At 59.7% G+C, this 23,383-nt stretch carries 18 protein-coding genes; 14 read left to right on the top strand and 4 right to left on the bottom strand.

All coding sequences use genetic code 11. The features are described 5' to 3' along the window. Positions 1-37 precede the first annotated feature (37 nt). The 10 genes from GA830_RS13345 to rpmG all read left to right on the top strand — a co-directional run bounded on the left by GA830_RS13345 (position 38) and on the right by rpmG (position 11,998). Positions 38-1,000, top strand: a complete 963-nt coding sequence (locus GA830_RS13345; protein ID WP_195162320.1) for an aspartate carbamoyltransferase catalytic subunit — start codon at positions 38-40, stop codon at positions 998-1,000. After that, positions 997-2,283, top strand: coding sequence for a dihydroorotase (locus GA830_RS13340; RefSeq protein ID WP_195162319.1), 1,287 nt, complete (start codon positions 997-999; stop codon positions 2,281-2,283). The genes GA830_RS13345 and GA830_RS13340 overlap by 4 nt, the downstream gene beginning before the upstream one ends. 13 nt (positions 2,284-2,296) lie before the next feature. Continuing rightward, on the top strand, positions 2,297-2,878 hold the full coding sequence (gene plsY / locus GA830_RS13335; protein WP_195162318.1) for a glycerol-3-phosphate 1-O-acyltransferase PlsY: 582 nt from the start codon (positions 2,297-2,299) through the stop codon (positions 2,876-2,878). Beyond that, on the top strand, positions 2,875-4,017 hold the full coding sequence (dprA, locus tag GA830_RS13330) for a DNA-processing protein DprA (protein WP_195162317.1): 1,143 nt from the start codon (positions 2,875-2,877) through the stop codon (positions 4,015-4,017). Before plsY ends, dprA begins: the two co-directional genes overlap by 4 nt. A 437-nt stretch (positions 4,018-4,454) precedes the next feature. Beyond that, positions 4,455-7,013, top strand: coding sequence for a type I DNA topoisomerase (topA, locus tag GA830_RS13325; protein WP_195162316.1), 2,559 nt, complete (start codon positions 4,455-4,457; stop codon positions 7,011-7,013). 6 nt (positions 7,014-7,019) lie between these two features. After that, positions 7,020-9,353: a ribonuclease R gene (gene rnr / locus GA830_RS13320; RefSeq protein ID WP_195162315.1), complete on the top strand. Its 2,334-nt coding sequence runs from the start codon at positions 7,020-7,022 to the stop codon at positions 9,351-9,353. Beyond that, complete coding sequence (locus GA830_RS13315) at positions 9,353-9,778, top strand: DUF983 domain-containing protein (RefSeq protein ID WP_195162314.1); 426 nt, start codon at positions 9,353-9,355, stop codon at positions 9,776-9,778. Before rnr ends, GA830_RS13315 begins: the two co-directional genes overlap by 1 nt. 7 nt (positions 9,779-9,785) lie before the next feature. Continuing rightward, complete coding sequence (locus GA830_RS13310; RefSeq protein WP_195164945.1) at positions 9,786-10,526, top strand: NUDIX hydrolase; 741 nt, start codon at positions 9,786-9,788, stop codon at positions 10,524-10,526. Positions 10,527-10,534: 8 nt separating this feature from the next. Next, positions 10,535-11,725: an MFS transporter gene (locus tag GA830_RS13305; RefSeq protein ID WP_195162313.1), complete on the top strand. Its 1,191-nt coding sequence runs from the start codon at positions 10,535-10,537 to the stop codon at positions 11,723-11,725. A gap of 105 nt (positions 11,726-11,830) precedes the next feature. Continuing rightward, a complete protein-coding gene (gene rpmG, locus GA830_RS13300) occupies positions 11,831-11,998 on the top strand; it encodes a 50S ribosomal protein L33 (RefSeq protein WP_195162312.1) in 168 nt (55 codons plus the stop codon). A gap of 341 nt (positions 11,999-12,339) precedes the next feature. On the opposite strand, the gene GA830_RS13295 is transcribed toward rpmG, so the two are convergent. Together GA830_RS13295 and GA830_RS13290 are read right to left on the bottom strand one after the other, a co-directional pair. Continuing rightward, positions 12,340-13,713 carry a PleD family two-component system response regulator gene (locus GA830_RS13295; protein ID WP_195162311.1) on the bottom strand — a complete coding sequence of 458 codons (1,374 nt, stop codon included), beginning with the start codon at positions 13,711-13,713 and terminating at the stop codon, positions 12,340-12,342. A 28-nt stretch (positions 13,714-13,741) separates the two neighbouring features. Continuing rightward, positions 13,742-14,113: a response regulator gene (locus tag GA830_RS13290; RefSeq protein WP_195162310.1), complete on the bottom strand. Its 372-nt coding sequence runs from the start codon at positions 14,111-14,113 to the stop codon at positions 13,742-13,744. 211 nt (positions 14,114-14,324) lie between these two features. Between GA830_RS13290 and GA830_RS13285 the strand changes: the two genes are divergently transcribed. The 4 genes from GA830_RS13285 to GA830_RS13270 all read left to right on the top strand — a co-directional run bounded on the left by GA830_RS13285 (position 14,325) and on the right by GA830_RS13270 (position 17,680). Then, entirely contained in the window at positions 14,325-14,624 is a 300-nt protein-coding gene (locus tag GA830_RS13285; protein ID WP_195162309.1) for a DUF3572 domain-containing protein, read from the top strand. A 9-nt stretch (positions 14,625-14,633) separates the two neighbouring features. Beyond that, complete coding sequence (locus GA830_RS13280; RefSeq protein WP_195162308.1) at positions 14,634-15,308, top strand: hypothetical protein; 675 nt, start codon at positions 14,634-14,636, stop codon at positions 15,306-15,308. Positions 15,309-15,401: 93 nt separating this feature from the next. Beyond that, positions 15,402-16,718, top strand: a complete 1,317-nt coding sequence (locus GA830_RS13275) for a DNA polymerase IV (protein WP_441338657.1) — start codon at positions 15,402-15,404, stop codon at positions 16,716-16,718. An 80-nt stretch (positions 16,719-16,798) separates the two neighbouring features. Then, positions 16,799-17,680, top strand: coding sequence for a DMT family transporter (locus GA830_RS13270; protein ID WP_195162307.1), 882 nt, complete (start codon positions 16,799-16,801; stop codon positions 17,678-17,680). 7 nt (positions 17,681-17,687) lie between these two features. Here GA830_RS13270 and dnaE read toward each other — a convergent pair whose 3' ends face one another. Beyond that, positions 17,688-21,215 carry a DNA polymerase III subunit alpha gene (gene dnaE / locus GA830_RS13265; protein WP_195162306.1) on the bottom strand — a complete coding sequence of 1,176 codons (3,528 nt, stop codon included), beginning with the start codon at positions 21,213-21,215 and terminating at the stop codon, positions 17,688-17,690. A gap of 96 nt (positions 21,216-21,311) precedes the next feature. Next, positions 21,312-23,324: an acetyl-CoA carboxylase biotin carboxylase subunit gene (locus GA830_RS13260; RefSeq protein ID WP_195164943.1), complete on the bottom strand. Its 2,013-nt coding sequence runs from the start codon at positions 23,322-23,324 to the stop codon at positions 21,312-21,314. Positions 23,325-23,383: the final 59 nt, after the last annotated feature.

Raw genomic sequence — 23,383 nt, 5'->3', positions numbered from 1 at the left:
CCCGCACCGCAGGTCGCGCCTATAGCACCCCCTTGAGATGACAGAAACCACATCCCTGCCGCTTTTCCCGCATCGCCATTTGCTTGGCATCGCGGACCTGTTGCCCGCTGACATCGACATGCTTCTCGACCGCGCCAATGCTGCCGTGTTGATCTCGCGCCAGTCGGAAAAGAAGACGACTGCCATGCGCGGTCGCACCCAAATCAACCTTTTCTATGAAGCGTCAACACGCACGCAATCCTCGTTCGAACTCGCCGGCAAGCGACTGGGGGCTGACGTGATGAATATGTCAGTTGCTAGCTCTTCGGTGAAGAAAGGCGAGACATTGGTCGATACGGCGATGACGCTCAACGCCATGCGGCCCGACATCCTGATCATCCGTCACCAGTCAGCCGGTGCAGCGGTGCTTCTAGCGCAAAAGGTGAGTTGCTCGGTGGTGAATGCCGGCGACGGTGCTCATGAACATCCGACTCAGGCGCTGCTCGACGCGCTCACCATCCGCCGCGCCAAGGGACCACTTTCAAAATTGATTATTGCGATCTGCGGAGACATTGTGCATTCCCGGGTGGCACGATCGAATATTCTTCTGCTGAACGCGATGGGCGCGCAAGTTCGCGTCGTTGCGCCATCGACGCTGCTGCCTGCCGGCATCGAAAAGATGGGCGTCACCGTCTCGCGCACCATGGCCGAGGGGCTGAAGGATGCTGACGTCGTGATGATGCTGCGCCTGCAGCGTGAGCGCATGGCCGGTGCATTTGTGCCTTCTGTGCGCGAATATTTCCGCTATTTTGGCCTGGACGCCGAAAAGCTCAAGGCCGCCAAGGAGGATGCTCTGGTGATGCATCCGGGACCTATGAATCGCGGTGTTGAAATCGCCTCTGAGATTGCCGACGGTCCGCAAAGTGTCATTCAGGAACAGGTCGAGATGGGCGTCGCGGTACGCATGGCGGTGATGGAAGCGCTTCTTGATCCTCGTCGCAACGCAGCGGTGAACGCATGAGTTGCACTGTTTTCCAGAATGTCCGCATCGTCGACCCATCACGCGGCATGGATGAGATAGGGACAGTGATTGTCGACGGCAAGACGATTGCCGCATCCGGCGCCGCAGTGCGCAATCAAGGTGTTCCCGCCGATGCTTTGGTGATCGATTGCCTTGGTAAGACTCTCATTCCCGGTCTTGTAGACGGGCGCGTCTTCATCGGGGAGCCAGGGGCCGAGCACCGCGAAACCATCGCGTCCGCCAGCATCGCAGCCGCTGCCGGCGGTGTGACGTCGATGGTGATGATGCCCGACACTGATCCGGTGATCGACGACATCGCATTGGTGGAGTTTGTGCTGCGTACGGCGCGCGACACAGCGATTGTGAACGTTTTTCCCGCAGCCGCCATCACTAAAAGCCTGGCGGGGCGAGAGATGACCGAATTCGGGCTGTTGCGCGACGCTGGTGCGGTTGCCTTCACCGATGGACGGCACACCATTGCCAGTCCGTCGGTCATGAGGCGCGCACTGACCTATGCGCGTGATTTTGGCGCCATGATCGCGCATGAAACCGAGGATGCCGACCTGGCGGCGGGCGGCGTGATGAATGAGGGGCTTTATGCGAGCTGGCTGGGGCTGGCCGGAATTCCGCGCGAAGCCGAAACCATCCCGCTGGAACGCGATCTTGCACTGGCACGGCTCACCGGCGGCAACTATCACGCGGCAAAAATTTCCACCGCTCTGTCGGCTGCAGCTGTCGCGCGCGCCAAAAATGATGGCGCGACCGTCAGCGCCGGTATTTCGATCAACCACTTGTCGCTCAATGAAAACGATGTCGGCGAGTACCGCACGTTTTTCCGGCTATCGCCGCCGCTGCGGGCCGAAGAAGATCGGCTGGCGATGATCGAGGCGCTGCGGGATGGCACAATCGACATCATTGTTTCCGCCCACGATCCGCAGGATGTTGATACCAAGCGCCTGCCATTTGCCGACGCCGCAGTTGGTGCCATCGGACTTGAAACGCTGCTTGGCGCGGCGCTCAGGCTCCATCACAATGGCGATGTGCCTCTCATCCGGTTGGTAGATGCACTTTCGACAGCCCCTGCCCGGTTGTTTGGGTTGCCCGGCGGCAGCCTAAGGCCCGGCGCACCTGCCGATATTGCTCTGATCGATCTCGACGAGCCTTGGCTGGTCCAGGAAAAAGATATTCGTTCGCGGTCGAAAAACACCAGCTTTGAAGGCGCACGGATGCAAGGCCGGGTCTTGCAAACCATGGTTGCAGGCCGCACAGTCTTTTCAGCGTAAACGGGGGCGCATCATGTATCTGTCGCTGGCAGCTTTGTTCGGCTACCTGCTTGGCTCGATTCCGTTCGGCCTGTTGATCACGCGTGCGGCCGGTCTCGGCGACGTGCGCAAGATCGGCTCGGGTAATATCGGCGCAACCAATGTGCTTCGTACCGGCAATAAGGCCCTCGCGGCCCTTACCTTGCTGCTCGATGCCCTGAAGGGTGCCGCACCTGTCCTGATTGCCGCATCTTTCTGGGAACCATTCGGCATGGTGGCAGGTTTCTGCGCACTTCTCGGGCATCTCTTCCCCGTCTGGCTTGGCTTCAAGGGCGGCAAGGGCGTGGCAACCTATATCGGTGTTCTTGCAGCGCTGATGTGGCAGGTGGCATTGATTTTTGCTGCGGTATGGATCGCCGTGGCATTTGTCATGCGCATGTCGTCGCTGGCAGCGCTGGTCGCGGCTGTGGTGGTGCCAATCGCATTTTTCCTGCTTGGGTCCAAGGATTACGCCCTGCTGTTTATGGCAATGAGCTTTATCGTGGTTTTGAAGCATCGCGCCAACATTAGCCGGCTGCTTGCTGGCACCGAACCTCGGATCGGGTCAAAGGCGTGAACAATTCGCCGGCAGCTGGGTCGCCTCGCCTCAGTCACCGGCAACGAATCCAGTGGCTTCGGCTCATCCGCACAGACAATGTCGGACCTGCTACCTTCCGCGACCTGATCAATCGGTTCGGCTCGGCTGAAACCGCGCTTGAAATGCTGCCGGAACTGATGATTTCAGGCGGAGCACGCCGCCTTTCACGCATTCCCAGCGCTGATGATGCTGAGGCCGAGCTTGAAGCTGCGAGCGCCTACGGCGCGCGATTTGTTGCGATTGGTGAACCGGACTATCCGCCCTTTCTCAGACGCATGGACCACGCCCCGCCGCTGCTTGCGGTGAAAGGCAATCCGGCCGTCTTTCAATTGCCGCCAATTGGAATCGTGGGGGCGCGAAACGCATCGCTTGCCGGCATCAAAATGGCGAGAAACCTTGCTGTAGAGCTTGGACGCGACGGCTACTCCATCGTCTCGGGGCTTGCCCGCGGCATCGACAGAGCGGCTCATGAAGGGTCGCTGCCGACCGGGACTGTAGCGGTGCTTGCGGGTGGCCTTGACCATCCATACCCTCCCGAGAATATCGGGCTATACGAAGAAATTTTCGGTGGAGCCGGTGCCGTGGTCTCCGAAATGCCGTTCGGCTGGGAACCGCGGGCGCGCGATTTCCCGCGCCGCAACCGCATTGTTGCCGGAATGGTGCTCGGGCTGGTGGTGGTGGAGGCCGCCAAGCGGTCCGGTTCGCTTATTAGCGCCAGGCTGGCCGGCGAAATGGGCCGGCTTGTCTTCGCCGTGCCCGGCTCGCCGCTCGATCCACGCGCTGCCGGGACGAACGGGCTCTTGAAGGACGGGGCAATCCTCGTGACCGAAGCGCGCGATATCACAGAACAAATCGCGCCGTTGATCGGCCAACCACTGCCGCCACCGGTACAATTCGAAGAACCGCCTGATTTTTCGGCGACGCCGCCGCCAAAGGATGACGACCGCCAACGCCTGATCGAGGCGCTGGGACCGGTGCCCTGCGGGATCGACGAGTTGATTCGTCACACTGGCCTACACCCGGCACAGGTTTTCATGATCTTGCTGGAACTAGACCTTGCTGGCCGTCTTGAGCGGCACGCCGGGGGCTGCGTTTCGCTGATCTCTCCGGATTCGTGAAGGGCGCAGTCCGCGAATGATGTCACTCGCCTCCAAGTAAGCCATTTCGATCAGGTAGACGAGCATATCACAGCGCTCGGCTTCTGCCAGTTCCCGCATCTCCCGAAGCATTTGCTGGAGATAATCGAGCCTTGCGGTCCTGTTCCGGACAATTTCGGGGTGCATGGTCGATGTCTTTTCCATGTCGGGGTACCGCATGCGTGATAATGATCGGGAGACTGTGGGATACACAATCGGTGATTGTCTCGATAGTATGTCTTTTCGTTAAAGTTGCAAGGAATTTTTACCTATTCTTAGGGTTGTGAGAGGTAGTGGAGCGCTCATTTTGAACCTTGCCCTTGACCGCAGGGGAATCCGCAGCCATGTCACGGACGACATTTCGAACGCCGCCGCGCGGTTTTGCCTGCGGTTCGCGCGTCACAGCCAGATGAGTACTCATGGACGTAGTCGTCGTCGAATCGCCGGCCAAAGCGAAAACAATCAATAAATATCTCGGCAAGAACTATACGGTTCTGGCCTCGTTCGGGCATGTGCGTGATCTGCCTGCCAAGGATGGCTCGGTAAAGCCCGACGAGGATTTTGCCATGAGCTGGGCCGTTGATACGGCTTCGGCAAAGCGTCTGACAGACATCGCCAAGGCACTTAAAGATGCCGACGGCCTCATTCTCGCGACCGATCCGGATCGCGAGGGTGAAGCCATTTCGTGGCATGTGCTGGAAGTTCTGCGCCAAAAGAAGGTGCTGAAAGACAAGCCGGTCAGCCGCGTCGTATTCAACGCCATCACCAAGCAGGCAGTCACCGAGGCTATGGCCAATCCGCGCGCCATCGACGTCCCGCTGGTCGACGCCTATCTGGCTCGCCGTGCGCTCGATTATCTGGTCGGCTTTACTCTCTCGCCGGTTCTATGGCGCAAGCTGCCCGGGGCTCGCTCGGCGGGCCGCGTGCAATCTGTAGCCTTGCGCCTCGTCTGCGACCGCGAATCGGAAATTGAACGCTTCATCCGCGAAGACTACTGGCTGATCGGTGCGCTGCTCGGAACGCCGCGGGCGGAAAACTTTGAAGCAAAGCTTACCGGGTTCGAAGGCAAGCGTTTGCAGAAGCTCGATATATCGAGCCAGGCGCAGGCCGATGAAATCAAGGCGATGCTGGACGGCGCCGCCTTCAAGGCGCTGACTGTCGATGCCAAGCCGACCAAGCGCAATCCTGGACCACCGTTCACTACGTCGACACTCCAACAGGCAGCATCGTCCGGTCTCGGATTTTCAGCGGTGCGTACGATGCAGGTTGCCCAGAGGCTTTATGAAGGTATGGAGATGGGCGGCGAGACCGCCGGTCTAATCACCTATATGCGTACCGATGGTGTGCAGATGGCACCTGAAGCAATCTCTGCTGCCCGCGAATCCATCGCGTCGGAATTCGGCGACAAATATGTGCCCGAAAAGCCGCGGTTTTATTCGACCAAGGCGAAGAATGCCCAGGAGGCCCACGAAGCCATCCGCCCCACGGACTTCTCACGCACGCCGGTGAAGATGCGTGCCTATCTGGATGCAGATCAGGCGCGCCTCTATGAAATGATCTGGAAGCGGGCAATCGCCAGCCAGATGCAGCCGGCCGAGATCGAGCGCACGACCGCCGAAATCGAGGCCACAAACGGCGGCAAGGCGGCAACGCTGCGCGCTATTGGTTCCGTAGTTCGCTTCGACGGATTTCTGGCGGCCTATACCGAGCAGAAGGACGAGGACGCCGAGGACGAGGAAGACAAACGCCTTCCGGAAATTCGCGCTGGCGAGACCCTTGCGCGCAACACTGTTACAGTCACGCAACATTCGACCGAACCCCCGCCGCGCTACTCGGAAGCCACGCTGATCAAGAAGATGGAAGAGATCGGCATTGGCCGGCCTTCCACCTACACGGCGACGCTAAAAACGCTGGAAGACCGCGAATATGTCGTCGTTGAAAAGCGCAGGCTGATCCCTGAGGCCAAGGGCCGGCTCCTGTCTGCGTTCCTCGAAAACTTTTTCAGCCGTTATGTGGAATATGATTTCACGGCCTCGCTCGAAGAAAAGCTTGACGAAATTTCCGACGGAAAGCTGTCATGGAAGGACGTTCTTCGCGACTTCTGGAAGGATTTTTCGGGGGCTGTCGAGGACATCAAGGAGTTGCGCGTCACTGACGTGCTCAATGCCCTCAATGAAACGCTCGCACCCTTGGCGTTCCCACCGCGCGAAGACGGATCAAATCCGCGCATCTGCCCAAAATGCGGAACCGGCAGTCTGTCGCTGAAACTCGGCAAATATGGCGCCTTTGTCGGCTGCTCGAACTATCCCGAATGCGGTTTTACACGGCAGTTGACGGATGCGATCAACGGCGATGGCGAAGCGGCTGCCGGCGAAAGCGGCGACAAGGTTTTGGGCAAAGACCCGTATACCAACGAGGAAATCGCGCTGAAGACCGGGCGTTTTGGCCCCTATGTCCAGCGTGGCGATGGCAAAGAGGCCAAGCGCGCCAGCCTGCCGAAGGGTTGGACTGCCGATGCCATGGACCATGAGAAGGCACTGGCGCTTCTCGCGCTGCCACGCAACGTCGGAGCGCATCCGGAATCCGGAAAAATGATTTCCGCTGGCATTGGACGCTACGGCCCATTTGTCCTTCATGACGGAACCTATGCCAATCTTGAAAGTGCCGAAGACGTGTTTTCCATCGGCCTCAACCGTGCTGTATCGCTGATTGCTGAAAAGCAGCTGAAGGGCAACGGCGGCCGGAACGGCGGCACGCCGGCTGCGTTGAAGGATCTTGGCGCGCATCCAGATGGCGGCGCGATCACAGTGCGCGACGGCAAGTATGGGCCCTATGTGAATTGGGGCAAGATCAATGCAACGCTGCCCAAAGGCCGTGACCCGATGACGGTCAGCCTGGAGGATGCGCTCACACTAGTTGCCGAAAAGGCAGCGAAGGGCGGCGGAAAAAAACCCGCACGCGGCAAGAAAAAGGGCTGATCAATCTTGGCAAGGCGCATTTCCGGACGCAACACCAAAGGTGGCAACCCGTCCGGTGAGGCGCATGACGACGCCCAGTTAGTTGGTTCCTACCGACCATCACGCGACGACATTTTGACCTTTATCGCCGAAAACCCGGATCTGGCAGGGAAGCGCGACATCGCACGCGCCTTTTCGCTCAAGGGCGATGATCGCATCTGGCTGAAGGACATGCTGCGCGACCTCGAAGAGGACGGCGCGGTGCAGAAGACCGGCCGGCGTCTCCAGCGCCCGGGCACACTTCCTCCGGTGACGCCGCTTGAAATTTTTTCACGCGACAAGGATGGGGGGCTTTTGGCCAGGCCTGTCGCTGGCGGCGAGGACAACGCCGACCCGACCGTGATCGTGGCAATCAAACTATCAAGGACGTCCAAGGGCCGCGCTCCCGGCATTGGCGACCGCGTGATGGCCAAGTTGTTTCGTAACAAGGAGCCCGGCGGCGGGCCTGCCTATACGGGCCGCGTCATAAAAGTTTTCGACAAGCGCCAGGAAGCTGTGCTCGGCGTTTTGCGGGTTGCCCGCGACGGCACGTTTCGACTTGAACCGGTCGAGCGACGCCAACCGGAACTGGTCATCGACAATGACTTTGTGAATGGTGCCGAACCTGGCGACCTGGTGGAGGTTGCGCCGGCAAAGACGAGTGGGCGTTATGGACTTGCCAAGGGCAAGGTGCTGACTGTCATCGGTTCGCTGACCAGCGAAAAAGCTGTCTCCATGATCGCGATCCACGCGCATGACATTCCACATATCATGCCCGAAGCGGCGATCGAGGAAGCAGAGGCTGCGCGCCCTGCATCGATGTCCGGGCGCGAGGACTGGCGCAAGGTTCTGCTGGTCACCATCGACCCGGCTGATGCCAAGGATCACGATGACGCTGTCTTCGCCGAGCCCGATCAGGACCCGAAAAACCCTGATGGCGTGATCGTCACCGTGGCCATTGCCGACGTCGCCGCTTATGTGCGGGCAGGATCAGCGCTTGACCGGGAAGCGCTGAAGCGCGGCAATTCGGTCTATTTTCCCGACCGCGTGGTGCCGATGCTGCCGGAGCGAATCTCCAATGATCTGTGCTCGCTCAAGGAAAAGGTGGAGCGCCCTGCCCTTGCCGTGCGGATGACGTATGCGTCGGATGGTAGAAAGATCCGCCACACCTTTCACCGCATCATGATGCGGTCGGCGGCGCGGCTGTCCTATCCGCAGGCACAGGCGGCCATTGACGGCAATCCTGACGATGCGACCGGTCCAATTCTGGCGCCGATCCTGAAGCCGCTCTGGGACGCCTATGCCATTCTGAAGCGCGGGCGAGACAAGCGCGAGCCGCTGGAGCTGGACCTGCCTGAGCGCAAGATTTTGCTCAAGTCAGATGGCACTGTCGACCGAGTGGTCGTGCCCGAGCGGCTCGATGCGCATAAGCTGATCGAAGAATTTATGATCCAGGCTAATGTCGCGGCTGCCGAAACGCTGGAGGCCAAACGGCAAAAGCTGATCTACCGCGCGCATGACGGGCCTTCCATGGCCAAGCAGGAATCGTTACGGGAGTTTTTGGCGACCCTCGGGCTTTCGCTGGCGCGGGGGGCGCAACTGCGCCCATCGCAGTTTAATTCGATCCTGGAGCGGGTGCGCGGTGCCGACAATGAGGCGCTGGTCAACGAAGTGGTGCTGCGCTCGCAGAGCCAGGCGCAATATACGCCGGACAACATCGGGCATTTCGGGCTCAATCTGCTGCGTTATGCGCACTTCACCTCGCCCATTCGTCGCTACGCCGATCTGATCGTGCATCGCGCGTTGATATCAGCGCTCGGACTCGGCGCGGACGGGCTATCCGCCGACGAAGAAGGCCGGCTGGAGGATATTTCCGTCCTCATCTCTGCGTCCGAACGCCGCGCCATGGCTGCCGAACGGGACACGGTCGACCGGTTGATTGCCGCCTATCTCGCTGAACGCGTTGATGAAAGCTTCGATGCGCGTGTGTCGGGTGTGACCAAATCGGGACTGTTTGTCCAATTGCCGCAGTATGGCGCAGATGGCTTCATACCAGTGTCATCGCTCGACGGAGATTACTATATATTTGACGAGACGGCGCGCGCGCTTGTGGGCGAGCGGACCGGGGCAGGCTTTCAGCTTGCGGACCGGGTTGAGGTCCGTCTCATCGAAGTCGCGCCGCTGGCAGGTGCGATGCGGTTTGAAATGCTGACGGATCCAAAGCCCCTGCCCGGTTCGAAACGGTCGTTTCACAAGGCAAAAAAGGGCCCACGGACCAGAGCGCGCGCTTCGCAACCGAAGCGGGGAAGCAAGAGACGGTGATGGAACAACAGGTTTTTGGCGACACGAAATCTCCGATGCGCCCAGTGCGCTCACTTCTCAACGCAATGATGCGCGGATTTGCAGGCCGCTGTCCGCATTGCGGCGAAGGCAAACTGTTTTCCTCATTCATCAAACCCGTTGATCGTTGCGCCAGTTGTGGCGAAGATCTGCATCATCACAGGTCCGACGATTTGCCGGCCTACCTCGTGGTGGTCATTGTAGGTCACATCGTGGTCGGCGCTTTCATGGCTGTCGAAGCCACTAGCACCTGGTCGATGTGGCAGCATTTTTTCGTGTGGATCCCCCTGACAATCGGCTCGGCACTGGCGTTGCTGCGGCCCATCAAAGGTGCTGTGATCGGCCTGCAATGGGCCGGATACATGCATGGTTTTGGTGGCGAAGAAGAACTGGTCAAGGACATCTGATGTCATGATGGAGGGGATGACGCGGGCTGAGATCGATCGCGACGAATCGCGCGATTTCGCATTTGTCGGAAAACAACTCCGCCCGCGCGACGCAGCCACCCTCATTCTGCTCGACCGTGTCGGCAGCGGCTTCCACGTCCTGATGGGACGCAGGCATAAACGCCACGCTTTCATGCCTGGAAAGTTTGTGTTCCCGGGTGGCAGAACCGATCCTGATGACGGTCGCATCCCTGTGATGCAGCCGCTCCACCCCGATGAAGCGGCCAAACTTGCCAGCCGCGGAAAGAAAATTTCAGACCGGCGCGTTCGTGCGATAGCACTTTCGGCGCTGCGAGAAACTTATGAGGAAGCCGGGCTGCTGATCGGCCACTCCCAGCCCTTTCAAACAGATATGGCTGACTGGCAAGGGTTTGCTGAACATCGCGTACACCCTTCGCTGGAGACGCTGCGACTGGTGGCACGCGCGATCACGCCGCCGCGCCGGGTGCGCCGCTTCGACACATGGTTCTTTGCAGCCTGGCGCAGCGACGTGGCCGTGGCGCTGCCAGATGGTGGCCCGACCGAGGAACTTGAGGAACTGGTTTGGCTGCCTATCGACAAAGCGCGGAAAATGGATATCCCCCGCGTGACACAGACGGTGCTTGCCGATATCGAAAAGCGGCTTGAGCACGATCCGCTGCTACGGCCTGGCGGAGACGTGCCGTTCTATCACATGGTCCGCAATCGAATCGTCCGCGACATCCTCTAGGTCCCGCCATGAATGGAAGCTTTTCTCCCGACGGCAAAGCACCCGACGAGATGCGTTGGCTGTCGATATCGGCGGCTATCGCGTCGATCAGTGTTGTGGGTATCGCAATCGGGCTCGGCGTTCCGCTTCTCAGCATCATCCTCGAATCACGCGGGTTTTCCGCATCAATGATTGGCCTCAACACGGCAGTCGCGGGCCTTGCCTCGATTGCAGCTGCGCCGATGGCAACGCCGCTCGCCGCGCGCTTTGGCGTGGTGTGGACCATGCTGGCGATGATTGTGCTGGGCGCATTTGCGTTCGTCGGCTTCTATTTCGTTCCGCATTTCTGGATGTGGTTTCCCCTGCGGATCGTGCTGCACATAGCGCTCACCGTGCTTTTCATTCTTTCCGAATTCTGGATCAGCACCTCGGCGCCGCCGCATCGGCGGGGTTTTGTGCTGGGCATCTATGCCACCGTTCTCTCGTTAGGATTCGCATTTGGACCGTGGCTTTTTTCGCAGATTGGCAGCAGCGGGTTTCGGCCGTTCGGCATCACATTTGTTTTTATCCTGCTGGCGGCACTACCGGTTCTTGCAGCCTACAAAGAGAGCCCCGAGATTCATGCTCAAAAGGGCGAAGTAACCAGCTTTCTACGCTACATCTGGCTTGTTCCGACTGCGACTGCGGCGGTGCTGGTGTTTGGAGCGGTAGAAACCGGCGGTTTTGCGCTATTTCCGATCTATGGCAATCGGATCGGCTACACCGAGGCTGAAGCTGCACAGCTGCTCACTATGATCGGGTTGGGCAACGTACTCATGCAGATCCCGCTCGGGTTGATCAGCGACCGCATCCGCGATCGCCGTATTCTTCTCGCCATCTGCGCGGCGGTCGGGCTCGCAGGGATGATGGTGCTGCCCGCGCTGGGCAACAACTGGCATCTCACCGCAGGAATGCTTTTCATCTGGGGCGGCGTGGTGGCTGGCCTTTATACAATCGGCCTGGCCCATCTCGGCTCACGCCTCACAGGGCGTGACCTCGCCTCAGCCAATGCGGCATTCGTCTTCTGCTATGGTTTCGGGATGCTTGTAGGGCCGCAGGCCATTGGCATCGGCATGGATGTTTTCGGTCCGCCGGGATTCGGCTATGCGCTGGCACTGTTCTTCGTCGGATATCTTGTTCTGGTGGGAAGTCGTATGATGGCGCGGCGCACAACGCCTTGACAATTGCGGTGCGACCTTTATGTGTCGCGCCAAGTTTCCGCGCTCCGGGACGTCACGTCCTGTGGACCAGCGGCTCCAGAATAATCGAACATACGGACGAGAACCATGGCCAAAGCCGCAAACATCAAGATCAAGCTTCTGTCGACGGCTGACACCGGCTTCTTCTATGTCACCAGCAAGAACAGCCGCACCAAGACCGACAAGTTCAGCTTCCGCAAATACGACCCGGTCGTGCGCAAGCATGTCGAGTTCAAGGAAACCAAGATCAAGTAAGATCTGGTCGCAGGCATGAATACGAAAAACGCCGCCCTCCGGGGCGGCGTTTTTCGTTGCGGAAAATTGGGGGCCGGTCGGCGGTTGGCAGCGGTACGAGGAGGCCACTATTTGCCAGCGCCGGCCGGCCGACCCCACGGACCCAGGAGATGCGGCGGACCTGAGATCATGGGGTATTCCTGAAACGCTCATAAGCTCCACGCTCACGGTCGCCTCTTTCGAGCCGACAGTCGCGTAACGTCACCTGAAAATCAATGGTTTCTTAACCAACCGGATCGAAACGTCTGAACAAGGTTAAATTTTGTGCGCCGGATCGGCGCCAAGCCCTTGCCAGCCCCCGTTCAGGCCGCCTTGGCAACCACCCGGTTGCGACCACCCGTTTTGGCCTCATAAAGCGCTACATCGGCTCTTTTCATCATCGCCTCGACGGAGTCCAGCCCGCGCAGCAGCGAAGACACGCCGACGCTGACCGTCACTTCAATCGTCTGGCCGTCGCGGCCGATAGCGAAAGGTGTGCTGGCAATCTCAGCGCGGATGCGCTCGGCCACCTTTTCGGCAACGTGGGCCTCCGTGTCTGGCATCACGACGACAAACTCCTCGCCGCCGAACCGGCAGGCAAGATCGATGCCCCGCACATTCTTGCGCAAGCGACGGGCAAATTCACGCAGCACATCGTCGCCGCCATCATGGCCGAACGTATCGTTGACGGATTTGAACCGGTCGATATCGGTGATCATCACCGATAGTGGGCGGCGGCGCGCTACCGCGCGGTCAAACAGCGTCTGCAGATGGCTGTCGAGGTAGCGGCGGTTGTGCAGCCCGGTCAGGCCGTCGGTGACCGCCATTTCGATGGTCTCGGTAACGCTCGCGCGTAGTTGCTCATTGTAGCGCTTGCGCTTGACCTGCGTACGCAGCCTGGCCGTCAGTTCGTGCTGATCAACCGGTCGGACGAGGAAATCATTGACGCCGAGATCAAGCGCCCGAACGATGCGGTCATCTTCGCCGATATCAGCCACCAGCATGATAGGGATGAAACGGGTACGATCAAGCGAGCGCAATTGCGAACACAGGCGCAAGGGATCGAAATCGTCAAATGCCGTCGACACGATGATGCAGTCATAGGGCGTTTCGGCGGCCTGGAAGAAACCGGCATGTGGATCAGTCACCACGTCGAGTTCGGCGACCTGACGCAGCATTTTGCGCATCCGCTCGATGGATGATTCGCGCCCGTCGATAAGCAAGACTTTAGGCGTCGTGCCGTCATCAAAATGCTTGCGGCTCAATAGTTCCTCGATGCCGATATTGCGCGTGGTCGAGGCGCGCAGACGTAGCTCGTCAGTCAGCATCTTCAGCCGCACAAGGCTTTTGACCCTTGTCATCAGTTGCAGATCCTTGACCGGTTTGGTCAGAAAATCATCGGCGCCGGCTTCTAGCCCACGCACACGGTCGGCGACCTGGTCGAGCGCGGTGACCATCACGACCGGAATATGGGCCGTTGCCGGGTCGCTTTTCAGGCGGCGGCAGACCTCGAATCCGTCCATGCCCGGCATCATTACGTCGAGCAAGATAACGTCGACCTTGCCATTTTCGCAGGTCTCGATGGCATCGGGACCATTGCTGGCGGTGAGTACCTCGAAATACTCGGCCAGAAGCCGGGCTTCGAGCAGCTTCACGTTGGCTGGTATGTCGTCAACAACGAGAATACGCGCGGTCATCAGACGAAGAGCTCCCCAAAAGCGGCCATCAGGCGTCGCCTAGATATGATTTAATGGTTTCGATGAAACGTGGGACCGAGATGGGCTTGGAGATATAGGCCTCGCACCCACCCTGGCGAATGCGCTCCTCGTCGCCCTTCATCGCAAAAGCAGTGACGGCAATGACCGGGATGACGTGAAGATCATCGTCCTGTTTCAGCCATTTCGTCACTTCCAATCCCGAAACCTCGGGCAACTGAATGTCCATGAGAATGAGATCGGGGCGATGTTCACGTGCCAGATCAAGCGCCTCGAGCCCGTTGCGGGTGCGCACGGTCTCGTAGCCGCTGGCCTCGATAAGGTCGCGAAAGAGCTTCATATTGAGCTCGTTGTCCTCGACTATCATGACTTTCTTAGGCATCACTTCCCCATTCGGCATCAGTCCGGCCTGTCCAACAACCGCCTACACCAATCCCGACATACGAATCTTGATGCGGACGATAATGATAGATGATTGACGAAACGGAAACCGATCTCGCTTTTTTAGCATATCTACTTAAGTGCGTTGCGTAACCTGTCGACTTTCAATGACAACGCGCTGAAAGTGGAATTTATCGTTGCAGGACACCATTATGCTTAAAGACACCACCACGCCATCCGATGCTGAGGCTGTTGCCATCGCGGCATTGGGTTTTATTGCGGCAGACCCAGAACTGCTGCCGCGCTTCCTTGCGCTGACCGGCATCGAGGTGAGCTCCATACGCGCTGCAGCGCTGGAACCGGGATTTCTCGCCGGAGTTCTCCAATTCATCGCCGCGCATGAGCCGACATTACTGCGCTTTGCCGAAGCGACTGGCACGCCGCCGCGTGCCATCCTTGCCGCGCAACGGGCCCTTCCGCAAGGCGATGATTTCCACGACAGTTCAATTTAGGCAATTCCCATGAGCGATGATCCCGAGACTGCAAGGCAGATTGCCGAACTTGCCCGTGACACCCGACCGCTTCTGGTGGTCGATGTGGACGAGGTGCTGCTCGAATTTGTCGGGCCATTCATTCGCTTTCTCGCAGCGCAGGATCTTGCGCTTCAGACGCAGAGCTTCAAGCTACGCGGCAATATCGTCGACGCGAAATCACGCGCGGCGCTGGACGATGAACGTGTCGCAACGCTGCTGACCGATTTCTTTGCCTTCCAGGTCGAGTGGCAGACGCCAGGCGAGCGCGCTTCCCAGGCTTTGGCCGAACTGGCGAACGATATTGAAATCGTCATGCTGACGGCCATGCCACATCGCCACCGCGCCACCCGCCGCACCTTGCTTGATACGCTGGGATTCCCCTACCCGCTGCTCACCACCGAGCACCCGAAGGGCCCGGCAATCCGTTCGTTGCGTGGGCTCAAGCCACGTCCCGTCGCCTTCGTGGATGACATTGCGCACAACCATGTTTCCGTCCGCGAGGCGGTATCCGATGCGCATCTTTTTCACTTGATGCTGCATGACGGGTTTCGTGCGGTGATGCCGGCGCTGCCCGATGGTGTGACGGCGACATCAGGCTGGGACGACGCCGTGCCGAAAATCGCCACGGCCCTAGGCGTCGCACACGTTCAATCAAACGTTTAACGGTTCAAATCGCAGTCGTCATGGCCTCTCGCCCGTCTTGTACGACTCGCCTACGTCACCTAAACTTTAAATGTTCTTATTCTGTTCGCGCCCATGCCGACACCTGCCAACGATCCGAACCACGGTTTCTGCCGCGACTGCATGACCCCGCAGCACGGTGACGCGAAGCGTTGCCAAGCGTGCGGAAGCCCGCGACTGACACGCCATCCCGAGCTTTACCGTCTGACAATTGCGCACGTCGACTGCGATGCCTTCTACGCGGCGGTGGAAAAACGCGACAACCCCGCGCTGAAGGACAAGCCGGTGATCATCGGTGGCGGCAAGCGTGGCGTTGTCTCGACTGCCTGCTACATCGCGCGCATCAATGGCGTGCGCTCGGCAATGCCTATGTTCAAGGCGCTGGAAGCCTGCCCGCAGGCGGTCGTGGTGAAACCGGATATGGAAAAATATGTGCGCGTCGGGCGCGAGGTGCGCCAGATGATGCAAGCGCTGACGCCGCTGGTGGAGCCTGTTTCCATCGACGAGGCTTTTTTGGACCTCTCCGGCACCGAGCGGCTGCATGGCCGCCCGCCGGCGCAGGTGCTCGGGCAGTTTGCCATTGATGTCGAACGCGAGATTGGTATCTCCGTGTCGGCCGGGCTGTCTTACTGCAAGTTCCTCGCCAAGGTGGCATCGGATTTTCGCAAGCCGCGCGGCTTTTCAGTAATCGGCGAGGCCGAGGCGCTGGGGTTTCTGGCTGAACAACCGGTGACGCTGATCTGGGGCGTTGGAAAGTCGTTTGCAGCGACGCTGGCACGCGACGGCATTACCATGATCGGCCAGTTGCAAAAACTGGAACGGCGCGAGCTGGCGCAGCGCTACGGCAGCATGGGCGACCGGCTGTTTCACCTTGCGCGCGGGATTGATCAGCGCAGCATCCAGCCCGACCATGATGCGAAAAGCGTTTCGGCAGAAACTACCTTTGACACCGATCTGGCGACGGCTGCCGATCTGGTTCCTATCCTGCGGGCGCTTGCCGAAAAAGTTTCGGCACGCCTGAAGAAATCTGGCATCGCCGGGCGTACGGTCGTGCTGAAGCTCAAAACACAGGATTTCAAACTGCGCACCCGCAACCGGCAGCTCAGCGATCCGACCCGTCTGGCTGACCGCATTTTCCTGACCGGGCTGCAAATGCTGGCCAAGGAAACCGACGGCACAAAATACCGGCTGCTTGGTATCGGCGTCAGCGAGTTGTCGGATGACAGTCGGGCTGATCCACCCGATCTGGTCGACACGCAAGCCACAAAGCGCGCCAAAGCTGAAGGCGCAATCGATACGCTGCGGGGGAAATTCGGGCGTAGCGCCGTCGAGACGGGCTATACTTTTGGCAAAGGCCGCAACGCCCATCCGCCCGAGCCGCTTGACGAATGACGTCCACTCCCGGCTGGCCCAGCCGATAGGCAGCGCTAGTGTTTGACCCCTGTGGCAGGGCCTGCCAAGAACAGTCTGCTATGACCGAGACAGCGTCCATTCCCAAAGCAGCCCTATGGATGGCCGGGTGGCTCTTCCTGATGCTCGTGACCGCGCTTGCCGGGCGCGAGACGACGCGCGACCTGAATGTGTTTCAGGTCATGGAGATGCGCTCGGTGATCGGCTTTTTCATGCTTTTGCCGCTGGTTCACCTGGCGGGCGGGTGGGCGGCGATGCGTACGGCACGCCCTGCAGCCCATATCGGGCGCAACGCCGCGCATTATTTCGGACAGCTCTCCTGGCTTTATGCTCTCACGCTCATTCCGCTAGCCGAAGTGGTCTCCATTGAGTTCACCACGCCTTTCTGGACGGCCATTCTGGCTGTGCTTTATCTCGGCGAGCGGCTCAGCCGGGCCAAAATCGCGGCCCTTGTGCTTGGGATTATCGGCGTGGCGGTCATCGTGCGGCCGGGCACCAGCGCGGCCGAGCCCGGCCATTTGGTGATGCTGGCAGGCGCCGTCGGGTTTGCTGTCTCGATCGTGCTGGTCAAGGCGCTGACCCGCACCGAAAGCGTCGTCCGCATCATTTTCTGGATGGTCATCATCCAGTCGGTGATCGGGTTGATCCCGGCTCTATGGGTCTGGCGCACGCCGCCTGCGAGTGTCTGGCCGTGGATCATGCTGATCGCTTTTTCGGGAACTTTTTCTCACTTTTGCATGGCACGGGCGCTGGCTTACGCCGATGCCATGGTTGTCGTGCCAATGGACTTTTTGCGCGTGCCGCTTACCGCTTTACTCGGCTATCTCGTCTATTGCGAGCAGATCGATATGTTCACCGCCATCGGCGCGGCATTGATCCTGCTTGGCAATCTCTTCAACATTTCGCGGCGCAAGGCGACGGTGGCGGACCTGCCGAGTTCGTAGGCTCCGCTTAAACCAGTTCCACTTCCACCACGCCCGGCACGCCCCGCATCGCTGCGGCTATCTGGGGAGAAATGCGTTTTCGCTCCGGCAGTTCGATCTCGATTTCGCCGGCGCCGCCCTCCTTGATGACCACGAAACTCACCTGCCCCTCGCCTTTTGCAGAAAGTTGGGCCGAGATGGTCGGCAGGGAGGACGGATCGCGCACATAGACGCGCAAGGCCCCCTGCATCTGGCTTGCCATCTCATCGAGAATTTGAACCGTCTGGATGCGCAGATTGACGCCTTCCGGGCGGTCTTCAGCAGCGACGGTGATAACGACCGAACGGCCGGCTTCCAGCATGTCGCGGTATTGTGCCAGCCCTTCGGAGAACAGCACAGCCTCGTACTGGCCGGTGGTGTCAGAGAAGGCTATCACGCCCATCTTGTTTCCGGTGCGGGTCTTGCGCTCCTGCTTGGAGGTGACCGTGCCGGCCAGCCTGCCGGCAGTCGCGCCCTGCTTGACGCCGGCGGAAAACTGCGCCCAGTTCTGCACCCTCATCCTGGCCAGAAGTTCCTTGTATTCATCGAGCGGATGGGCCGAGAGATAGAAACCGACCGCCTGGAATTCGCGGTGCAGCTTTTCCGCTGGCGACCATGGTTCGGCGGCGGGCAGAAGAAGCGTCGGCGCCTGGCCGCCATTGGCCATGCCAAAAATATCGGATTGCCCCGACAGGGCATTTTCCTGCGCGCGCTGGGCCATGCCCATCATCCGCTCGACGCCGGCCAGCATCGAAGCACGGTCGTGGCCGAAGCAATCGAAGCCGCCGGCCATGATGAGGCTTTCGAAGACCCGTTTGCCGACAATGCGCGGATCGATGCGCTCGCAGAAATCGGCGAGGCTTTCGAACTGCCGTTCCATGCGTTTGGCGACAATATGCTCGACGGCGGCGTCGCCCACACCCTTGATGGCCGCCATCGAATAGAAGATGCGGTTCTCCGCCACCTCGAAAGCGCGGAAGGATGATGTAACCGAGGGCGGCGACACTTCAATGCCAAGGCGCAGCGCGTCCTGGCGGAAGTCGGCCAGCTTGTCGGTGTTGGACATGTCGAGCGTCATCGACGCGGCCAGGAACTCGACCGGATAATGGGCCTTCAGATAGGCAGTCTGGTAGGAGACGATAGCGTAGGCTGCGGCGTGCGATTTGTTAAATCCGTAATCGGCGAATTTTGCCAGAAGGTCGAAGATGAAGTCGGCTTGCGGCTTCAGAAGACCACGCTCCATGGCACCCGACACAAAGCGCTCGCGCTGCTTGTCCATCTCGGCGCGGATTTTTTTGCCCATGGCGCGGCGCAGCAGATCGGCTTCGCCGAGCGAATAGCCCGACAGTTCCTGCGCGATCTGCATCACCTGTTCCTGGTAGACAATGACGCCCTGCGTTTCCTTGACCAGATGATCGATCTTCGGGTGAATGGATGCCAGTTCCTCCTCGCCATGCTTGCGGGCATTGTAGGTCGGAATGTTTTCCATCGGACCGGGGCGATAGAGCGCCACCAGCGCAATAATGTCCTCGATGCGATCAGGCTTCATGCCGATCAGCGCCTTGCGCATGCCAGCCGATTCCACCTGGAACACGCCGACCACTTCGCCGCGCGACAGCATCTCGTAGGTTTTCGGGTCATCAAGCGGGATGGTCGCCAGGTCGATGTCGATGCCGCGCCGCATGATCAGCTTGACCGCTGTCTCCAGCACGGTCAGCGTTTTCAGGCCAAGAAAATCGAATTTCACCAGCCCGGCCTGTTCAACATATTTCATGTTGAACTGAGTGACCGGCATATCCGAGCGCTGGTCGCGGTACATCGGCACCAGTTCTGACAGCGGTCGGTCGCCAATGACGATGCCCGCGGCATGGGTGGAGGCGTGGCGGTAGAGCCCTTCGAGCTTTTGCGCCATGTCGAGCAGTGTCTGGACGATCGGCTCTTTTTCGGCCTCCTCGCCAAAGCGCGGTTCGCCCTCGATGGCTTTTGCCAGCGACACCGGGTTGGCAGGGTTCGACGGCACCATCTTGCAGAGGCGGTCGACCTGACCATACGGCATCTGTAGCACGCGCCCAACATCGCGCAGCACGGCGCGCGCCTGCAAAGTACCAAAGGTAATGATCTGACCGACCTGGTCGCGGCCATATTTGGCCTGCACGTAACGGATCACCTCCTCGCGGCGATCCTGACAGAAATCGATGTCGAAATCGGGCATCGACACGCGGTCGGGATTGAGGAAGCGTTCGAACAGCAGCGAAAAGCGCAGCGGATCGACATCGGTGATGGTGAGCGCGTAGGCGACCAGCGAGCCGGCACCCGATCCACGGCCAGGGCCGACGGGAATGCCCTGAACCTTCGCCCATTTGATGAAGTCGGCAACAATCAGGAAATAGCCCGGAAACTTCATCCGTGTGATGATGCCAAGCTCATATTCCAGCCGTTCTTCGTATTGCCGAACCTCAAAACCCTCGGTCAGGCCGCGCGTTGCAATGCGCATGGCAAGCCCCTCGCGAGCCTGCCGGGCCAGTTCTTCTGCCTCGGCCACCACTGCTGCCACGGCATCCTCGGCATCGCGGGCGGCAAAGCGCGGCAGGATCGGGTCACGGTTTTGGGGATAGTAGGAACAGCGGCGGGCAATCTCTATTGTGTTGTCGATGGCCTCAGGAAGATCGGCAAAGAGTGCGGCCATTTCTGCTTGGGCGCGCAAGAAATTGTCGGGCGATAGCCGGCGGCGGTCATCCGAAGCCACCACCGACCCCTCGGCAATGGCGATCAGCGCGTCATGCGCCTCATAATCGTCGCGGGACGGGAAAAACGCCTCGTTGGTGGCGACCAAAGGCAGATCGTGGCGGTAGGCCAACTCGACGGTCGCGGCTTCCAGGCCGCGATCATAACCATCCGGGCGGGATAATTCGACATAAAGCTTGTCGCCGAACAGATTGCTCAGTTCGCCTAACCGGGTTTCGGCAAGGTCCTTGTCGCCTGAAAGGAGTGCGGCACCCACCGGCCCGCGTGCGCCGCCGGTGAGGCAGATGAGCCCTGGCGCAAACCGCTCAAGGTCAGCCATCGGGAGGTGGACGCCATCGGAATCTGGAACCGCCAGGTACATATGGCTGACAAGCCGCACCAGATTGGCATAGCCAGTCTCGTTGGCGGCCAGCAGAACCACCGGAAACAAAATCTGACTGCGGCGCTGATGGCTGCGCTGGCCATCGGCTCCCCCTTCGGGGTAGGCCAGATCGACCTGACAGCCGATGATCGGCTGAACACCGTCCTTCGTCGCCTTCTGGGCAAACTCCAGCGCGCCGAACAGATTGTTGGTGTCGGTCACGGCGATGGCCGGGGCCAGATCGTGCACTGCATGGGCCACCACCTTGGTCAGGGGCAGCGCCCCCTCAAGGAGCGAATAGGCCGAATGGACGCGCAAATGGATAAACGGGCGCGCAGGTCTTGGCGGACGGCTATCCCGCTCCTGCTTTTCCCGCATAAGCGGGTCACGCGTGGTGACATCGCCCGCCATCAGGCCCAACCGTATTTCACATCCGATTCCATGCCGGCCAGCGTATAGGACCAGGTGCGCCTGTGCCAGCGTGACGGGCGGGTTACCCCCTGCTTGTCACGCAAACTCCATGATGACAGCATCGACAGCGAGGCTGTCGCCGGCCTTGGCGTTGATCTTTTTCACGGTGACGTCGCGCTCCGCCCGGAGCACGTTTTCCATCTTCATCGCCTCGACGACCGCGAGCGTCTCGCCTGCCTTGACCTCTTGCCCTTCCGTCACCGCCAGCGAGACGACCAGACCCGGCATCGGGCAAAGCAGCAAATTGGACGTATCAGGCGCGATTTTTTCCGGCATCAAGCGGTCGAGTTGCGCCGTGCGCGGCAGCATCGCCTGCGCGGTGACCGCCATGCCTTTCCAGGCGATGCGTACCCCGTTGGGTGCCGGACGCAGCTGTGCGGTGACGTCCGTGCCACCCACCCTGCCGCGCCAGACGAGGTCGCCCGGACGCCAATGAGATGCAACCGAAATGGCAGGCCCGTCGGCGATTTGCAGGGAAAGTTCAAGCGGCCGTGTCGTTGATCCAACTGCGACGATGACCGGCACATAATCTTTACCGATCTTCACGTCCCATTCGCATTTCAGGCGACCTGAATGCGGCGACATCCGGTCGGTCATCCGGTCGAGGCGGTCGCGGCGCACCAGTTCTACCGCTGTTGCGATCGCAGCAAGCACCGCGCTTTCGTCGGCATCGGGTGCAATCGCCGCAAAGCCGTCCGGATATTCCTCGGCGATGAAGGCGGTGGAAATATCGCCCGAGCGCCAGCGCGGATGCTGCATTAGTGCCGACAAAAACGGGATGTTTTGCTCAATGCCATCCACGACAAAGGCATCCAAAGCGTCGGACATCGCATCGATAGCCTCGATACGGCTCGGTGCCCAGGTGCACAATTTTGCGATCATCGGATCGTAAAACATCGAAATTTCCGCGCCCTCGGTGACGCCGGTATCGTTCCGGATGATCGCGCTTCCGGCAGGCCCTTCCGCAGGCGGGCGATACCGCGTCAGCCGACCGACGGACGGCAGGAAGTTGCGGTATGGGTCCTCAGCATAGAGACGGCTTTCGATTGCCCAGCCATTGAGCTTCACATCCTTCTGGCTGAAAGACAGTTTTTCGCCAGCGGCAATGCGGATCATCTGTTCCACCAGATCGACGCCGGTAATGAGTTCTGTCACCGGGTGTTCGACCTGCAAACGTGTATTCATTTCAAGGAAGTAGAAGTTCTTCTCAGAGTCGACGATGAATTCGACGGTGCCCGCGCTTTGGTAGTCAACGGCCTTGGCCAGTGCCACCGACTGTTCGCCCATCGCCTTGCGTGTGGCGTCATCGAGGAAAGAAGACGGCGCTTCTTCCGCAACCTTCTGGTTGCGGCGCTGGATCGAACATTCGCGTTCGCCGAGATAGACCGCATTGCCATGCGCATCGGCCAAAAGCTGGATCTCGATATGGCGCGGATCGACCACGAATTTCTCGATGAAGACGCGGTCGTCGCCAAACGAGCTTTTGGCCTCCGATGTCGCTCGGTCAAAGCCGTCGCGCACTTCCGCCTCATTCCAGGCGATGCGCATACCCTTGCCGCCGCCACCTGCTGATGCCTTGATCATCACCGGATAGCCGATCTCGCCGGCGATCTTTTCGGCATGTTCAGCGTTTTCAATCACGCCGAGCCAGCCTGGAACGGTGGAAACATTGGCCGCGTTGGCAAACTTTTTTGATTCAATCTTGTCGCCCATCGCTTTGATCGCCTTGGGCTTTGGACCGATGAAGATGATCCCTTCAGCTTCCAGCATTTCGCAGAAAGACGCGCGCTCCGACAGAAAGCCGTAGCCAGGATGGACTGCTTGCGTACCTGTCTCCTTGCACGCCGCGATGATCTTTTCGGGCACCAGATAGCTTTGCGCGGCTGAAGCCGGACCTATGTGTACTGCTTCGTCGGCCATCTCGACATGCACCGCTTCGCGGTCTGCATCGGAGTAGACCGCCACTGTGGCGATGCCCATGCGCCGCGCGGTCTTGATGATGCGGCAGGCGATCTCGCCGCGATTGGCGATCAGAATCTTCTTGAACAAATGAATTCCCCCGGTCAGTCTGCGCTTGTTCTTGTATGTGCTCATGCAGGGCTGCTCAA

The organism is Mesorhizobium sp. NBSH29 (assembly GCF_015500055.1).
In the GTDB taxonomy this organism is placed as follows: domain Bacteria; phylum Pseudomonadota; class Alphaproteobacteria; order Rhizobiales; family Rhizobiaceae; genus Neomesorhizobium.
The sequence above is the reverse complement of the archived record's forward strand: the minus strand, read 5'-3'. Positions and strand labels throughout refer to the sequence as shown.

What these genes read in the sequence shown, in the direction of transcription:
- GA830_RS13345 (WP_195162320.1), top strand. Translation starts at nt 38, where the DNA reads ATGACAGAAACCACATCCCTGCCGCTTTTCCCGCATCGCCATTTGCTT.
- GA830_RS13340 (WP_195162319.1), top strand. Translation starts at nt 997, where the DNA reads ATGAGTTGCACTGTTTTCCAGAATGTCCGCATCGTCGACCCATCACGC.
- plsY (WP_195162318.1), top strand. Translation starts at nt 2,297, where the DNA reads ATGTATCTGTCGCTGGCAGCTTTGTTCGGCTACCTGCTTGGCTCGATT.
- topA (WP_195162316.1), top strand. Translation starts at nt 4,455, where the DNA reads ATGGACGTAGTCGTCGTCGAATCGCCGGCCAAAGCGAAAACAATCAAT.
- GA830_RS13315 (WP_195162314.1), top strand. Translation starts at nt 9,353, where the DNA reads ATGGAACAACAGGTTTTTGGCGACACGAAATCTCCGATGCGCCCAGTG.
- GA830_RS13310 (WP_195164945.1), top strand. Translation starts at nt 9,786, where the DNA reads ATGGAGGGGATGACGCGGGCTGAGATCGATCGCGACGAATCGCGCGAT.
- GA830_RS13305 (WP_195162313.1), top strand. Translation starts at nt 10,535, where the DNA reads ATGAATGGAAGCTTTTCTCCCGACGGCAAAGCACCCGACGAGATGCGT.
- rpmG (WP_195162312.1), top strand. Translation starts at nt 11,831, where the DNA reads ATGGCCAAAGCCGCAAACATCAAGATCAAGCTTCTGTCGACGGCTGAC.
- GA830_RS13295 (WP_195162311.1), bottom strand. Translation starts at nt 13,713, where the DNA reads ATGACCGCGCGTATTCTCGTTGTTGACGACATACCAGCCAACGTGAAG.
- GA830_RS13290 (WP_195162310.1), bottom strand. Translation starts at nt 14,113, where the DNA reads ATGCCTAAGAAAGTCATGATAGTCGAGGACAACGAGCTCAATATGAAG.
- GA830_RS13285 (WP_195162309.1), top strand. Translation starts at nt 14,325, where the DNA reads ATGCTTAAAGACACCACCACGCCATCCGATGCTGAGGCTGTTGCCATC.
- GA830_RS13280 (WP_195162308.1), top strand. Translation starts at nt 14,634, where the DNA reads ATGAGCGATGATCCCGAGACTGCAAGGCAGATTGCCGAACTTGCCCGT.
- GA830_RS13275 (WP_441338657.1), top strand. Translation starts at nt 15,402, where the DNA reads ATGCCGACACCTGCCAACGATCCGAACCACGGTTTCTGCCGCGACTGC.
- GA830_RS13270 (WP_195162307.1), top strand. Translation starts at nt 16,799, where the DNA reads ATGACCGAGACAGCGTCCATTCCCAAAGCAGCCCTATGGATGGCCGGG.
- dnaE (WP_195162306.1), bottom strand. Translation starts at nt 21,215, where the DNA reads ATGGCGGGCGATGTCACCACGCGTGACCCGCTTATGCGGGAAAAGCAG.